This is a genomic window from Pararhizobium capsulatum DSM 1112 (assembly GCF_030814475.1).
In the GTDB taxonomy this organism is placed as follows: Bacteria; Pseudomonadota; Alphaproteobacteria; order Rhizobiales; family Rhizobiaceae; genus Pararhizobium; species Pararhizobium capsulatum.
Genome location: NZ_JAUSVF010000003.1, coordinates 646,811 through 662,478, shown reverse-complemented (window position 1 = coordinate 662,478; position 15,668 = coordinate 646,811). Strand labels below are relative to the sequence as shown.

At 56.4% G+C, this 15,668-nt stretch carries 9 protein-coding genes and 4 pseudogenes; 10 read left to right on the top strand and 3 right to left on the bottom strand.

Features of this window, described 5'->3' with window-relative positions; translation table 11 throughout:
* Both QO002_RS28340 and QO002_RS28335 read left to right on the top strand, forming a co-directional pair.
* Positions 1 to 457 (top strand): hypothetical protein (locus QO002_RS28340; RefSeq protein WP_307236236.1); only part of this gene is annotated, 457 nt, incomplete at its 5' end.
* 829 nt (positions 458 to 1,286) lie between these two features.
* The gene (locus QO002_RS28335; protein ID WP_307236234.1) at positions 1,287 to 3,887 is read left to right on the top strand and encodes a calcium-binding protein; all 2,601 of its coding nucleotides are present in this window, start codon (positions 1,287 to 1,289) and stop codon (positions 3,885 to 3,887) included.
* Between the two features lie 100 nt (positions 3,888 to 3,987).
* Here the strand turns inward: QO002_RS28335 and QO002_RS28330 are convergent, their stop codons facing one another.
* Entirely contained in the window at positions 3,988 to 5,430 is a 1,443-nt protein-coding gene (locus QO002_RS28330; protein ID WP_307236232.1) for a calcium-binding protein, read from the bottom strand.
* 610 nt (positions 5,431 to 6,040) lie between these two features.
* Positions 6,041 to 6,888, bottom strand: a pseudogene (locus tag QO002_RS28325) (type II toxin-antitoxin system HipA family toxin); the annotation flags it as partial.
* 2 nt (positions 6,889 to 6,890) lie between these two features.
* On the opposite strand from QO002_RS28325, the pseudogene QO002_RS28320 reads away from it, so the two are divergent.
* The 5 genes and pseudogenes from QO002_RS28320 to istA form a co-directional block, all read left to right on the top strand.
* Positions 6,891 to 7,370 (top strand): annotated as a pseudogene (locus tag QO002_RS28320) (L,D-transpeptidase).
* 166 nt (positions 7,371 to 7,536) lie between these two features.
* Positions 7,537 to 7,656, top strand: coding sequence for an ABC transporter (locus QO002_RS28315; protein ID WP_307236295.1), 120 nt, complete (start codon positions 7,537 to 7,539; stop codon positions 7,654 to 7,656).
* A 159-nt stretch (positions 7,657 to 7,815) separates the two neighbouring features.
* Positions 7,816 to 8,400: a hypothetical protein gene (locus QO002_RS28310; RefSeq protein WP_307236229.1), complete on the top strand. Its 585-nt coding sequence runs from the start codon at positions 7,816 to 7,818 to the stop codon at positions 8,398 to 8,400.
* Between the two features lie 234 nt (positions 8,401 to 8,634).
* Positions 8,635 to 8,826: pseudogene (locus QO002_RS31045) on the top strand (dihydroxy-acid dehydratase); the annotation flags it as partial.
* 202 nt (positions 8,827 to 9,028) lie between these two features.
* Positions 9,029 to 10,336: pseudogene (istA, locus tag QO002_RS28300) on the top strand (IS21 family transposase); the annotation flags it as partial.
* Here the strand turns inward: istA and QO002_RS28295 are convergent.
* Entirely contained in the window at positions 10,282 to 11,490 is a 1,209-nt protein-coding gene (locus tag QO002_RS28295) for a DUF7986 domain-containing protein (protein ID WP_307236228.1), read from the bottom strand. The pseudogene istA and the gene QO002_RS28295 overlap by 55 nt on opposite strands.
* A gap of 784 nt (positions 11,491 to 12,274) precedes the next feature.
* On the opposite strand from QO002_RS28295, the gene QO002_RS28290 reads away from it, so the two are divergent.
* The 3 genes from QO002_RS28290 (at position 12,275) to QO002_RS28275 (ending at position 15,651) form a co-directional block, all read left to right on the top strand.
* Complete coding sequence (locus QO002_RS28290; RefSeq protein ID WP_307236226.1) at positions 12,275 to 12,685, top strand: DUF2541 family protein; 411 nt, start codon at positions 12,275 to 12,277, stop codon at positions 12,683 to 12,685.
* A gap of 633 nt (positions 12,686 to 13,318) precedes the next feature.
* Positions 13,319 to 13,789 (top strand): M10 family metallopeptidase C-terminal domain-containing protein, encoded by a 471-nt coding sequence (locus QO002_RS31040; protein WP_370878610.1) that lies wholly within the window; start codon positions 13,319 to 13,321, stop codon positions 13,787 to 13,789.
* Between the two features lie 863 nt (positions 13,790 to 14,652).
* Positions 14,653 to 15,651 carry a 2-hydroxyacid dehydrogenase gene (locus tag QO002_RS28275; RefSeq protein WP_307236222.1) on the top strand — a complete coding sequence of 333 codons (999 nt, stop codon included), beginning with the start codon at positions 14,653 to 14,655 and terminating at the stop codon, positions 15,649 to 15,651.
* Positions 15,652 to 15,668 lie beyond the last annotated feature (17 nt).

The window sequence follows — 15,668 nt, the reverse complement described above, 5'->3', positions numbered from 1 at the left end:
ATCGCCGTTGGCGGACGTCGGTGGCCTAGCCTCCCGCACCAGTTACGAGCGAAGGTTCAGCCGAACCGATCTCCCTCTTTTTTGTCTTGGTCCGCAGAAGAGCTGTCACAGTTTCGGCGGCAACCTTGTCCGATTGTCCTGTGTCGCCACCGAGTTCCTTAGTGCGCTCCTTGATTGCAAGGGCGTAAATCGTGAGCAGGATATTGGAATCCTTCACATGAGGATCGGTCAATGCCAACAGGGCGGCGCTTACCAACCTATTGCTGGACGTTTTGGGGCAGTGCGTCTGAACAAAGTCGAGAAGCGCAACATCGGAATTTCCCACTGTCGCTCCCTCAAGCAGCGCTTGATAACTTTGGTTGTGTTTTTTCCCAAGATGACACTGCCTTCGTTGATTGGCGCGCGTTTCTATTTGTCACAAAAACGTCATACACAAGTCACAAGCCGCCTGGATTAGCCTGGAGGCTACATTCAAGGGTCTTTGGCGACGTTTTCGCCAGCAGGCTCGAGCGGGTTGTCGACGGCCTGGTGAACATAACGGTCCAGTGTGCTCTTCGCCGAGTACGCGCTCGCTGGCTGTCAAAAAACCTCGGTGGCGGTTTTCCTTTGGCAGCAGTGGCGAGCGTCACGGTGGCGCCCTGCACACGTCTCGGCAAAAGGCCTGAACATGTTAGTCGAAGCCGCCATCACATCTGAGGCCTTGAAGGCACGACGCTGTTGGCGCGTGGGCGGGTGTTATCACGATCGCAGTTCGGGCTACGGCTTTCTTTCGGCCATCTGGGGAGCTATCCACTGCTGCTCATGGACAACGCCGATGGCGGCCAACGATCCCCGATTTCGCCGCTGTTGGGTAACCGCCGAGCCTTATATGAGCGCCGCCTTCCCTCCATTCCAACCGCTAGCGACTATCTCGCCATACCAAGTCGACAATTATCGATCCGTTCGTAGGTCTGGCTTTGCCGCTTGGGTCGACAGCGCGTGGTTCAACGACGGGGTAGCTCAATAATTACGAAAGACTTGAAACGAGCTCAAGGCTGAGGTGTCGGTCGCCCGTAGTTGGTAGACGATTCCGCCTTTAGAACAGAGCTCATTTTCAGGGTGACCGTGTTACTGAATAAGGCGGGGATACTGCGGAGGGGCTTCAATGTCGTTGCTCGTGCCTATTGTGCGCCTGCTGTGGCGTAACCGTCGAGTTGTGCAGGAGCGCTGGTTGGTCCCATCAAATTCTTTAACGCGGCGCGTCCCCCAGCGCGCCATTTCGTATTGCCAAATCAAGGGAGGAATAGATGGCCAGCATCTTCGGAAACAGACGCAACAACAAGATCGGCGGGCTGCCCGGAGATGACGACTTCAGCGGTCTCGGCGGCAATGATTTCATACGCGGCGGCATGGGAAACGACAAACTTCTAGGCGGCACCGGCAATGACAGGTTGTACGGGGAGGACGGTGACGACAGATTATTGGGCGGGGCCGGAAACGACACCCTCGTCGGCGGCTCTGGCGTCGACAGCTTGTACGGAGGCGTAGGCAACGACAAACTGTACGGAGGTGCTGGTAACGACGTTCTCTACGGCAGCGGCGGGAACGACCTCCTCAAGGGTGGCAATGGCGACGACGCTCTCCTCGGCGGCATCGGTTCCGACACGCTCCGCGGCGGTCTCGGCCGCGACGTTATCCGAGGCGGCGACGGCAACGACAACATCAAAGGCGACGACGGGGACGACAATATCGATGGCGGTGCCGGGAACGACACTATAACAGGCGACACAGGGGCGGATATCATCGAAGGAGGCGTCGGAAACGACGAAATCCGCGGCGGCATCGGAAACGACACCATCGCCGGCGATAGCGGTAACGACACTTTGAACGGCGACGGCGGCGACGACATCCTGCGCGGCGGTGCGGGCAAAGATACCTTGAATGGCGGAAACGACGACGATGCTCTCGACGGTGGCGCGGGCGCCGACTTTCTCAAGGGTGGGGCTGGTGCGGACACCTTCAAGTTCCAGGCCGGGGATTCAATCCTCGCCGCCAGCGACACGCTTCAAGATTTTCAGGCGATCGACAAAATCGACCTGAGCGACACAGGTCTCTACCGTTTTGTCGAGAACGCTTTAAATGCGAACGGTACGTTCGCTAACATCACTGTTGCCAAGGCATACTTGACCGCCCACGATATCGCGCTTGGTGGAGTGGTGGTTAAAACGGCCTCTGGCATATACGGGTTCGACGACGACGCGGGCAAAGTTGCTCTCTTCGTGAACACCACCCAGGGCATCGTCAATAGCATCCATGCAGCCAACGTCATACTCGCCCCACCGCCTCCTCCGCCCCACCCGTGGGTCGACGCCGACGGCAACGCTAATTTTTCTGCGGCCCCTGCCAGCGCGGACATCAATCTGGGGTCAGGCTGGTTTGAATTCGAGACGGATGACGCGCCAGCGCGAGTCGATGTCACGAAAGCGGAAGAAGTCAGCTACTTCACAGGCGGCACCGCGATCCAGAACTTCACGCCGCCGGCTTCCAGTGTTTATTCCGGGTCGAACTTTTCTGACAGAATAGTTGGCTCAGCCGCCGATGATCACTTCGTGGGGCAGGACGGAAACGACTTCTTGTACGGGGCGGCCGGGGTCGATTTGATCGTCGGCGGCAACGGCGATGACGCGATCGACGGCGGCAACGATGGCGACCAGATATACGGAGATGCCGGCAACGACCAAATCTTCGGCGGTCTCGGAAACGATGCCATCGAGGGCGGCGCCGGTAACGATACCATCGACGGCCAAGACGGCGACGACGGCATCAATGGCGGCTCCGGTGACGACGTCCTGACGGGTCGTGGCGGAAATGACAATATCGGCGGCGGCGACGGAAACGACACCATTGCGGGTGACGGCGGCGAAACAGGCAGCGACGATTTCCTGTTCGGCGGCGCGGGCGACGACATCGTCGCGGGAGGGGACGGTATCGACCACCTCGAAGGCAACGCTGGCAATGACCGCCTTAACGGCGACGGCGGCAACGACACTATCTTCGGCGGCGATGGCCAAGATACCCTCACCGGCGGCGCGGGTGACGACATCCTCTACGGCGGCTCCGACATCGTCTCCGCCACAGACGGTGCGGACATCATCGAAGGTGGGGCAGGGAAAGATCAACTCTACGGCGGTGGTGGTGACGACAATCTCCGCGGCGACGCCGGCGACGATCTCATCCATGGCGGTCTCGGAAACGACCTCCTCGCCGGCGGTGACGGCATTGATACCGTCAACGGCGCCGAAGGGAACGACAACATCGACGGCGGCTCCCAGAACGATATCCTCAACGGTGGTGACGGAGACGACATTATCGACGGGGGTTTCTCGCCCACGACAGGCGGCGGTGACGACCTGATCCATGGCGACGCTGGTAACGACGAAATCCGCGGTGGATTCGGTGACGACGTGCTCCACGGCGATGACGGCAACGACATCATCGAGGGTGGCGATGGAGTTGACCGCATTTTCGGTGGAGACGGTCTGGACAATATCTCAGGGGGGGCCGGCAACGACACTGTCGATGGCGGTATCGGCGCGGACACGCTGGCCGGTGGTGCCGGCGCAGACAATCTCGACGGTGGTACGGATAAGGATCGTGATATCTTCGTGTTCACCCAAGCGGACCTGGGAAGTATCGACCAAATTCACAACTTTGATGCAGGCGTTGACGAAGTTCAAGTCGACACCTCTCCCACAGGGAGCGCGCAGTTTAGCGGTTTCAACGGTACGAACCATGCACTGATCACGGCCCAAATCGACTTTGACGGCGACGGCACCTTCGACACCCTCCAGTTCGACATCACTACAGCCGGCGGTCCGGTCACTGCCAACGACTTCTTCGTTGTGTAGGTTCCCTCGCCGTGGATATCCGGTCCCTTCAGGCGGAATTTCAATGTGCACGGATACTGCCAGTGGAACATGGAGAAGCATTTCCGCCGCAGTCAACGGATTAGATTACCAGCAAGTCCGCGTAGGTAAGCGCGAGGTTTGCACTGAGCGTGGCAATATGTGTGGAACCGCCGGAGGCACTGCCGTTACTGTCATAGAAGAGCTTTCCGGTGTCGGTCTCGTAAATAATGTGGTCGCTGGTATCGTGGGCGGCGCCTGACGTGCTTTTCCAGAACTCACCGGAAACCATCGAACTGCCAAGTCCGGGCATCACGGCGTTGTCGAGCCGGATTGTGTCTTGAATCACGTTGAAATCCAGGATGGTGTCGACATTTGTTGCGGCGCTGATTGCCGTATTGAAGACGAAGTTGTCATTACCCGCGCCACCAGTCAGCTTGTCATTGCCGGCTCCCCCATAAATGTAGTCGTTGCCGCCGCCGCCATTGATCGTGTCGTTGCCGGCCGCGCCATTCAGAATGTTGGCGCCGGTATTGCCAGTGATCACGTTGCTTGACGCATTGCCGGTTGCGTTGATGGCGACTGCACCCATCAGCGTCAGATTCTCGACTTTTCCCACCACATGCGCCGAAGCAACAAGGCTGAACGAGATCGAAGACTTTACGAGATCGACCGGATCGTTGCCGCCGTCGTTTACAACGTCGCCGACGTTGTCCACGACATAGGTATCGTTCCCCGAGCCACCAAACATTTTGTCGGCCCCGCCCCCGCCATTGATGATGTTCGCCGCAATGTTCCCCTGGATTGTGTTTGCGAACGCGTTGCCCGTCAAATTGATGCCAACAACGGCGGTATTGGCAGGTTTGATGAACAGGAACTCGATCTCCTGACCCATGGGGAGGGCGTAGCTGCGGTTCGTCCACACTGTGTCGGTGCCATCACCCACCGACTCAAAAATCTTGTCCCTGCTGTTGGCGATGAAGTACTCATCATTGCCCGAGCCGCCACGCATCTCGTCGATGCCCGGGTCGGAGGTCATCGCCGCATCGTTGGCAAATAGGCTGTCATTGCCCTGGCCGCCATCGATGTAGTCCGAGCCCAAACCGCCATATAGACCAGCGCTCACTGTTGTTCGCCAGATGCCCCAATCAGAACCGGCTGTAATTTGAATAGCGACAGAATCGTTACCTACACCGCCGAAAATTACGTCGTCACCTGGGCCGCCGACGATTGCGTCGATACCTTGTCCACCGTCTAAAAAGTTCCCGCCGCCCGCAGCAGCGATATAGTCATTTCCAAAGCCTCCCTCGACGTTGTTTCCTCCGGCTCCCAGTATAAACCGGTCGTTGCCGCTACCACCGTAGAGATCGCCGTATGCTCCGTTTATGGCCCAAACAGTATCGTCATCGGGGCCGGCTTCGACATAGCCAAACGCGGCAGTCACATTGAGATAAATGTCGTCCTGACCGGGTCCGGTATAGAAATATCGGTAACCGTCGAATGCGGTAACAAAATTATCACCGTCGTTGCCGTAGTAAGCAGCCATCTGCATAAACTCCGCACTGGTGTTGCGTTGTTGACGACCCATGTTGCAGCGCCGAAATCAGGTGTTTGCCTCGACGTTCATAGAGGTAAAATTCCGTAGCCCGGCGTCCACCGTGCGAAAGTCAGGGGATTGACTGGCACCCACCAACTTCTGACAGTGAAATTCCGGTCGAGTACCTTGGTACCAGTCGGGCCACTCAATAGAAGAAACCTGAAGGGCAGAACCAGCCACCAAGCTCTGGCCAGTCTCCGCTGATCTCTCGGTCTGTCAACTCCCTCTAAAGTACAGGGTCCGCGGGCTTGCGCCTCAGGCTACAAGACAGCCCGCGATTTTTCCTTTAACAGGGGGGAAATGCTATTCACTCGTGTCGTCTGCCTCGTGCCTGTGGCTGGATTCTGCCTTCAAATGTTCCAATACAATCCGCGTGACAATCGTGGTTAAGTGGTCAAGTTCCTTGGAAGTTTATTTTGGGGCGATTTGTTGTATGCCCAGTACCTTGTCGTTCTCCGATAGCGGGGCAGCACTCGCGGCCAAGATTCTAAACCGGGTTTGGGAGGCCGCGTAGGACAACTCTGGACGACACCGTCTCTCTCATCCTGAGCCGGAGTTCTCACCGATCGGCGCAAGTCCTAAGTATTGGCGTCATCAACTTCACATGGGCATCGATCCGTCGGAGCACATTTTCCGGCACTACCTCGCGTTCCTGGAGGCTCCACCAGTAGGCGTTGACCCGTTCAACGGTTTCGATAACTGCCTTGAGCACCGCAGGCTCCGGCAGTCTTGCTCGATTGGCAAAGATCTTCCAGCGCTGCGCGTTGAGCGCTTTGAAGGATCATTCGCCTCCCAGCGAAAGCGCCATCGCGTCAGTAGGAATATATGGCACAGTTGACAACACATCGTAGATCGGCGCGAGCTCGGGCTTGTAACCATCGCCGCGATAGATCAACGACCAGTTTTCAGATGCATGTCACCGTTGCCGGTGATCGCCGATAGTGCGAGACGGCGCACGAATTCCAGGGCCGCCTTGGACGACACGGCAGCCCCCAAAGCGGAGGCAATGTCATGGTATGCGGCGCCTTCGTATTTACGTGAAGGATTAATGCCAAAGACCTGAGCAAAGTCCTCTATATGGACGCGTTGGCCGCTTGCGCCACGGTCGAAACGTTTAATGAGCAGAACCTTTCCGTCGTACAGAGTGTCGAATTCATCGGGAATGCCCTCGAAGTCGGATTTCTCGACAAGCTCTTTTTCGGGTACTTCAATGCCAACCGCCGCTGCTAGGGCAAGGTTGGCGTATTCGTTCTCTGAAACATTAGGAAATGCCGTTGAGGGAAATTTGGCGATGTACTGCCCCTGCTCGTTTCCCCGTGGTAAAGTCATACCACCACCTTTTCCGGTGTTCTTCATTACAGAGAGTTTTATCTGAACGCCTGCGAGTGAAAACCGGGTACGCATTTTCGATGGATCCGGACATCCATCCCCGCTATTGACGACGGGAGGTTGCGTATAGCGGCAGGGAACCGCCTGGAACTATCGTCGTCGATACGGCGAGCCGTTACCTCTACTTCGTAGAGGCGGGTGGACAAGCCACTCGCTACGGCGTTGCCGTCGGAGAGGAAGGACTGAGTTTCAAGGGTGAGGCCACCATCGGCCGCAAGGCGGAGTGGCCTTCGTGGAAGCCCACCGAGGATATGATACAGCGGAAACCCCGGCTGGCGAAATATGCCGATGGAGTACCGGGAGGGCCACTCAACCCTCTCGGTGCAGCGGCGCTTTATCTCTACCAGGGCGGACAGGATACCTTGTTCCGCTTGCACGGAACGAACGCTCCGTGGTCGATAGGCCACGCAGTTTCGAATGGCTGTATTCGCTTGACGAATGCGAACATTCTCGACCTCTACTCTCGAGCTCGTGTTGGTACACGCGTGGTGGTTATCTGACGCTGTTTACCATTTGAATCGCCAGATTGAGTATTTTGATATGCATCTGCTAGTGTAGATTCGTTGCATGGTTCATGCATATCTGCCCTATTCAGGGTGCTGATTGTCGCTAAACTTTAAGGTGTAGCCTTCGAAAGCTATCCCATTATGAGAAGAGGACTTCATGATAAGCAGAATTCTATTCGTGATCGTTGCGATGGTTGCCGTGGCCAATCTGAGCGCTTGTGGGACGATTGGCAAAGGCAAGGGGAAGGCCCCACCGCCGGCGGAAGCAGTCTACAAGTAGCATACCGCGTTTGATACTTGAGGAAGGGTCACGTTGACCCTTCCTCTTCGTACACCATAAACCGCCAGGCTTGTGCTTCTTCGCAACTCACAGCGCACGCGTGGACTTAATGCTGACTTCGGGCTCGTGTTCGTCAGGGCCTGCATCTGGAGCTTACTAATGGCGCTTGGAAGAGGCGGTGTGCCGCTAGTTATTGTGATGGCGGTTGTTCTATCATCGTGCCAGACAGAAGATCAAAGACCGTTACCGCATTATACGTCCAACGGCAGGGGCCTCGCTCCAACCAATGCGGCCGAAAACAAATCAAATCGGTATTTCATCGAGTTCCGCTCCCGCTATGCGCTAACCTACGGCCACACCTATGTCGTTTTCGGCCGGACGGATAAGAACGGAAACATGATCAATCCCGAAGTCGCAGGACTTGCCCCAGCTTCTCCTGATGCCGCGTCCTATGTCGTCGGCCACTTCATACCCGTTCAGGCTTCGACTGGAGCAACAGACGGTGACCTTGAAGAACAGTACAGGTCGGCAAGCTGGCGCGTGATGCTGACTGATGATGAATATAGAGACACAGTTGCGTATATACGCAAACTGCAGGCAAAATCCCATCTCTGGGAGGCATCGGTTTATAATTGCAACGCCTTTGTTGCGGATATCGCACGGCATATGGGCTACAAGACGCCCGGCATCTGGCTACGGCCGCAACAGTTCATTACAAAGCTGCGGGAAATGAACACAGGTTGATGGCGCACGGGCATCCAAGAACGCAGATGCCCGCGTCCATTTAAGCCCCGGGCGACATCGTTGTCGTCGACGCTCGAGGCGACAGGAAGAGAACGCCTCCTCGGAAAGTGTCGCCGGCGGCGGCCTTGCCTATGTGCGCAGCGCCGACATCATCCGCCGATCACGATCAAACCCGGCTGGTTCTGCCCTGAGTTTGCACATCAATGGAAGGTGGGTTATTCGTCGCGCTCACGTTGCAACATGCTGGTTGAGCCGGAAGAGATCGGGCGGCGTAAGGCAGACGGCAGTCCCGCCGTTCCGGCCGATGCCACGCCCTGGCAGATGCTGTATCGTCGCACCGTGACGCAATTGTCCGATGGCGCCGTCATTGAAGGCGCCCCGGAATTCAGCAAGCTTGCGGAAAAGTTGCCACGCCACAATCATTGACGATGAAGCGCGCGGCCACAGCTGTGTTTAGCCTTGGAAAAGTCGTCCGGCTCAACAATCTGCAAATTCCGAGGCATGTCGCCCCCTGATTCCGAGATGATGTCGCCCCTGATTGGGGTGTTTGTGGGGGTGTCCTGCTGGTGAGACGTTCGACCTTTCAGTTGCGCTGAGAGGAAGGAACGCGATGCCAGCGGAGAGACTAAAGTCCTCCGGCACGAAGACGGGTCATCGTCGCAGCGCCGAGCCGGATTGGGCGCATGTTCACCGCGAGCTGAAGCGCAAGCACGTGACGCTTCAGATTTTGTGGGACGAGTATATCGGCCTCCACCCTGACGGATATCGCTACAGTCGTTACTGTGATTTGTATCGCGGTTGGGCATTGAAGTTGCCGGTGACGATGCGCCAGGACCATGTGGCCGGCGAAAAGCTGTTTGTCGATTATGCCGGCGACACGGTGACGGTTGTCATCGACAGAGTAACGGGAAAGACGCGGCAGGGGCATCTGGTCGTAGCCGTGCTCGGGGCATCGAGCCTTTCCTTCGCTCATGCCCGCTGGAGCGAAACGCTTCCAGATTGGATCGAATGCCATCTGCTGGCGCTGGAGGCCTTTGGCGGGGGTCCCGCATTGCTTGTCCCTGATAATGCCAAGGTCGCAGTGATCAAAGCCTGCCTTTTTGATCCGCAGGTCAATCGCACCTACGCCGGAATGGCGGCTCACTACGGCAGTGCCGTTTTGCCGACACGGCCGCGTCGTCCGCCTGACAAGGCGAAAGTCGAGGCTGCGGTTCGCATCGTCGAGCGCTGGCTTCTCGGGCGCCTGCGTCATCGTGTGTTCTACAGCCTTGCCGATGTAAACGCGGCGATCGCAGACTTGCTCAATGATCTTAACGATCGTCGTGTGCTACGCCGCGTTGGGCGTACAAGACGGCAGTTGTTCGAAGAGCTTGATTATCCGGCCCTGTGTCCGCTTCCGGTCGAACGATATGTCTTTGCGGAATGGAAAATCCGCCGGGCTGGCCTCGATTATCATGTCGATATCGACAAGCATTACTACTCCGTGCCTTATCGGTTTGCCCGTGAGCAGGTCGAGGCGCACATTACGGCCAACACCATCGAGGTCTTCCATAAAGGTCAGCGGATCGCGGCCCACCGGCGCTCGAGCGGCAATGGCAAGCACACCACGACGCCGGAGCATATGCCATCATCCCATCGTCGCTTTGCCGACTGGACGATCGAGCGCATCAGCCGCGAGGCGTCGGCAATCGGATTGGACGTCGCATTGCTTTGTGAGCGGATTTTAGCCGATCGGCCGCATCCCGAGCAAGGTTACCGGGCTTGCCTGGGCATCATCCGCCTCGTCAAGGCTTTTGAGCGCGAAAGGGTCAATGCGGCCTGTGGCCGGGCTTTGGAAATCGGCGCTCGAAGCTATGGCTCGGTGCGCTCCATTCTCGACAATCATCTCGACCGATCTTCGGCGGGGGTCTTGTTGCCGAGCATTCCGACTGGCTGATCAAGAGTTTCACGATATTGCCGGTCCATGAATGGGTGAACGACCTGCTCGGCAATTTCGGGCGGGATTTCGGATGTGGCTTCCTTCTGGTCTTGGGCCGGCCGTTCAGCCATCATCTGCTCCACGGTGCGGATTTCGGTAAGAGGTGCACGGACGAGATCCCCGAGAGCCTGTTGGATCAAGGTCGTTCCATCTTGCGCGCGCTCTACCGAGTTGGTCGCAAGGTGCAGGAATTTCCCCTTCAATTCCACATTTCCCCGCACCCGCGCGCCGTTTTCCATCGTGGTCTCGAAGGACGGGGCACTGCGCTTGCGGGCGTCATACTTTGGCTTTTGCTCGAGCCAATTCCAGAATTCTGCGCTCTCCTGCACCATGCCGGGGATGTCGCCCACCCGTGCGGAAATATCCTTCTGGGAAACTCCGGAGGCGAATGGAAACCTGACATCGTGGAATATGAGTTCATCACCATCGGCGTTTTGCATCGAGGGCAGCCCCATGGCGCTCTCAAGCGTATCGAACAGCCATGACAGTGTGAACATCGAGGCCGCGGCTTGAAGCTCCTCGTCTTTGATGACCGGCAGCTTCTTCGCATTCCTTTTGCCGAACATCTGTCGCAGGCCATCGAACAGCGCATCGGTGGCCTGCGGTGTGAACGGCAAAAGGCCTCCGGCGAAGACATTTTTGCCCAGGAACGGCACAATACGGGCGGCAATCCGGTCCCATTGCTTAAGCGTTTTGGTTGCTGTTTCCTCACTGACCGCGATCGGGTCGCCCCCGCGAACAAGGTCGCGCGCAACGAGCGATTTACCCGGCACGATCTCACTGACCTCGTAAAGGCTCATGACTGAAGTGCGCAGCGCCTTCATATATGTTTTTGCGTGGGCATTTTCCTTCCAGCCGCGACGTTTGAGATATTCGTCGACGATGTTGCCGCCCTCGACCTCGAAGTCCTGGGTCAGGAAATCCTCGAAGGCGCAACCCCAGAGCGTCATGGCCCAAACCTCGCCGAGGGTCTCGGCAATGTCGTCGAAGTCAATGTCGCCAGCATCCAGGACCGGCCCGAAATGGTCGTAGAACACCTCGTCGAAGCATTCGCGCCATTCTTCCCGCGCGAGGAACTTCATCAGACCTTTCAGGTCATGGCTCGTCGGCACGGGAGGTCTCCATATTCTAGCCTGGGCCTTTGTTCGATTGCTCGTCTGACGACGCACCTCAGGGAAAGCCTACGAATAGTTCATGCATCATATTCCTATCGCCTACAAACACCGATGTGTTGAGAAGGCCGTCTTCCAGCAAGCCAAAGACGCGCGCTGCTGGGGTGTGAGTGTCTGCGGCCGTAGAAACAGTTTGGGCCGCTTCGGGTAATCTCGATCTCAATCCGACCATCGGTGAAGTGGACGGCATCTGACGGCAAGGTCTCGGGCGATGTTCGATCGCCGACTACGGTCCCCGGCACGAACAAGGCCCGCTGTGCACAGATCTTGGCCGAGCGATGAGAGCTCAAGCCCGCGTCCCGATGCCAAACATTCAACAAACCGAACCGGTCACCCAGGTCTGTTGCCAACGCTTACGCTGCAAAGCGTCTATGCGCAGTTCCCAAAGCGCGGCTTACGCGTCGATATCGGCATTTCTATGAAACTATCGTTCCACAATCGGATTTCGGAGGAACTCCATCGCTGTCCGCGAATTACCGGAACACCGTCTCCCACCTTGGCCGCCCAGACGGGCGCGGCTCTTGCAAGGAGAAAGAAACAAGCGCAACATCGCCGTAAGACAGCGCTAGATACCTTAGCCATGCTCTTGGCATGAACGAGGCAATCGTTCTTGGAGCATATCGTAAGATTTGTGAGCAAGATGACAGTGGAACCTTTGGCCGTACCTCTGCCCTGAGGGCGGACATCGTTTATTCGTAAACCGGCAATCAGAAGGGAAAAAGAAATGAAGATAAGAATTCTCACTTTAATGGCTCCTTTCGTGGTGGCGTCCGTAGCAATCTTGACCCCGGCAGAAAGCTCCGGAGCTGATCAATGGTTCATGCTCGGCGAGCAGACGATCAAGTCCGCAGATCCAAGCGTCAATATCAACAGTGAAGGGAATCGCTGGGAAAAGGATGTCAAATCGGTGAAGCTTTCTGCCGAGGGCGCTGATGTGGAGATCGAGAAAGTCGTGCTCCACTGGGACAATCGCCGAGACGATACCGTCTCCGATTTCGGAGTCCTGAAATCGGGAGGACAAACGGCTGCGAAGAATGCTCCGGGGCGTAAAGGGCGTCTCACCGGGGTTTCCGTCCAGTACAAGATCCTCAATGATGCAAAAACGGCCACCCTCAAGATTTGGGGATATGACTGAGCGGCAGGCTTCCGCCAAGCACGCCGAATATTGACGGGAGATGGCGCCCACGCCCACGAAACCGCGCGGCGGGGCAAAACTCAGTCTCGAATCTGTATTTGTGACTCGGGGCACGGTTATAGAGAGTTACCGGCTACCAACCGCCGGTAATGGGGCACTTGGGCCTGTCAACGACTGAGTAAAACCAGGCCACTTGTGGCGCACAATGAAACGTCCGCTGCGATTTTTTGAATGAATTTCAGCGAGGCGTTCGGGCGCGATTTTGCGCGAGACGGTAGCTGCCGACGTTCATCTCTCGAATGTTGACGTGGTACGTGATGCGAGCGAGCAGAGCCCCAGTCAGATACTCGGTGCCCCGGAAGCGAACTAGCGTTCGACCGCGTCCAGCGCATCACACCGTAGGCCGCCGCTACGTTTCAAAAGAATGGCAGGTTTCTTGCATCATTTAGCTCGCGGCCTATCAGTTCACTCAAGCGACTGCTTTGGCACACGCTTCACAAAGGAGAATGTCAAAAGTTGAAAAGAGCGGAACCCACGAAAATTCCTACCCATGTGCCAACTGGAACACAAAGGGCAGCGGCAAAAAATCCCCCGAGATAAAATCCAATTCCATCAGCCGCCAACAAGCCAATTATGCTAGTCATCGTAACTACTGGGCAACGATGTCTATGTGCTCGAAGACGGCTCAGACACGGTCATCGATGCCGGTGGTATCTCCTCTACGGAAACAATAGTGCCAACGCGATTGGCGGAGGCAATGGCAACGACATCCTCATAGGCTATGGCGGCAACGATACGCTGACTGGCGGCGACGGCGGGGACCGGTTTGACTTCAGATCGGCGCTGAGCGCAACCACGAATGTCGACAAGATCAGTGATTTCAATGTCGCCGCCGACGCCATCCGCCTTGAGAACGCCATCTTCAAGGCTTTGACGGTTCCGGGGACGCTCACCTCCGGTGCTTTCGCCTCCAACTCGACCGGGCTGCCGCCAACAGCAGCGATCGCATCATCTACGAAAAGGACACTGGCGAACTCTACTATGATGCCAATGGCAGCGTCGCTGGTGGTGGTGTGCACTTCGCCACTTTGCGCACCAACCTGACACTCACGAACACGGATTTCCTGGTGATCTAGTAGTGGAAACGGCGTTTGCGCGCTGCGCAGATCCAGTCGCAGTGGCCAGACCGGAAGGTTAAGGTGCCGCAAGGACTGAGACGTAACGCCCGGCGAGACATCGCGGTGACCGCAAAACGATTTTGGGCCCTTCTGGTCATAGCCGTTTGAAAACACTTCGTGGCCCCACACCATACGATTTAATGTGCAGAATCGAGATGAAAGAGCCGGAAAAATTGAGCGTCGGTCCAATCCACCAAATGCGGGAAGCATTAGCGTCACTCGGTAGGTAGGTCAGCGCCCTCAAGCCATGCGCGGACGTTACCTTCCGCCGCGTTTTGCGCATCAGTGAAACTATGCGAACGCTGGAAATCACCGAGCTTCGTAAGGTTCTCCGACCAGAGCCACTGGACTTGTGGCTCCTGCACCTGAATGATCGTTGCGACAGGATGCCGACCAAGCATTCCCACTCATCGGTGATTGTTTTCGGCTATCCAATTCAGGGTCGCACGCATAAAGTTCCCCGCAACTATAGCTGAAGTAAATAGAATATTGCACAACTGAAAAAATGCTAGCAAAAATTGATTATTCACACACTATGCAGCAAGGGCTCCAACTCAACTACCTCCCTCGGGTCGGTCGCGCGAACCCAACTAAAAACGAAGTCTTGATTGCTCTGCGAGCGTGGCACGAAGGGAACTTCTCGACCAACGATCGCTGTGGCTCTGTTCCGGACGAGATTGTCGTGCTTTTCATGATGCTAAAAGAGATTACCGCATTGAGGACACCGCCGGTTTAGGCCCTCCAAACAGACCAACGAAAGCTCGCTACCAAGCCACGATAGGAATCTCTATGAAAATAGCCGTGTTCAGTGCTCAAGCTTACGACAAATATTTTTTGGACGAAGCCAACCAACGACAAGCGGAACCCTTCAACCTGGTTTATCAGCAAGCCAGCTTGTCCCTGCAAACGGTAACTTTTGCACAGGGCTGCGATGCCATATGCATTTTCGTTAACGACCTGTTGGACGCCCCCGTTCTCGACGCCTTGAAAATTCTCGGTGTGAGAGGGATTTTTTTACGTTGCGCGGGCTTCAACAATGTCGATCTCAAAGCCGCCGACGAGCTTGGCTTCCTCGTGGCGCGCGTCCCTGCCTATTCGCCGGAGGCCGTCGCTGAGTACACGATCGCCCTCATCATGACGCTCAACCGGCACACGCATCGTGCCTATAACCGCGTTCGTGAGGGCAACTTCATGCTCGACGGCCTATTGGGCATGACGCTTCACGAGAAGACGTTCGGTATTATCGGCATGGGGAAAATCGGGCGTGCTGTTGCAAAAATTGCGAGTGGCTTTGGTTGCGAAGTGCTGGGCTACGACCCGATGGTATCTCCGGAATTCGCAGCGTTAGGCGAAATGGTGGATTTGAAAACGCTTTTGGCACGCTCGGATATCGTCACTCTCCATTGCCCACTCTTCGAAGACAACAGGCACCTGATCAACGCAGAAAAACTGCATTTGATGAAACCAGAAGCAATGTTGATCAATACATCGCGTGGAGCACTGATCGATACGCGTGCGGTCATTGCGGCGCTCAAATCCCGCCGCTTGGGCGCTCTTGCTATCGATGTTTACGAACAAGAGGGTCCGCTTTTCTTTCAGGACAGGTCTTCTGACATTATTGCCGACGACGTCTTTCAACGGCTTATGACCTTCCCGAATGTGTTGGTGACGGGGCATCAGGGTTTTTTCACCATCGAAGCCATGCGCGAGATTGCCGATGTCACGTTCCAAAACCTGAACTGCTTGGCCAACGAAACAAACTGTCCCAATGCCATCGTCAGGACGTGAATTCTCCTTCCCCCCAA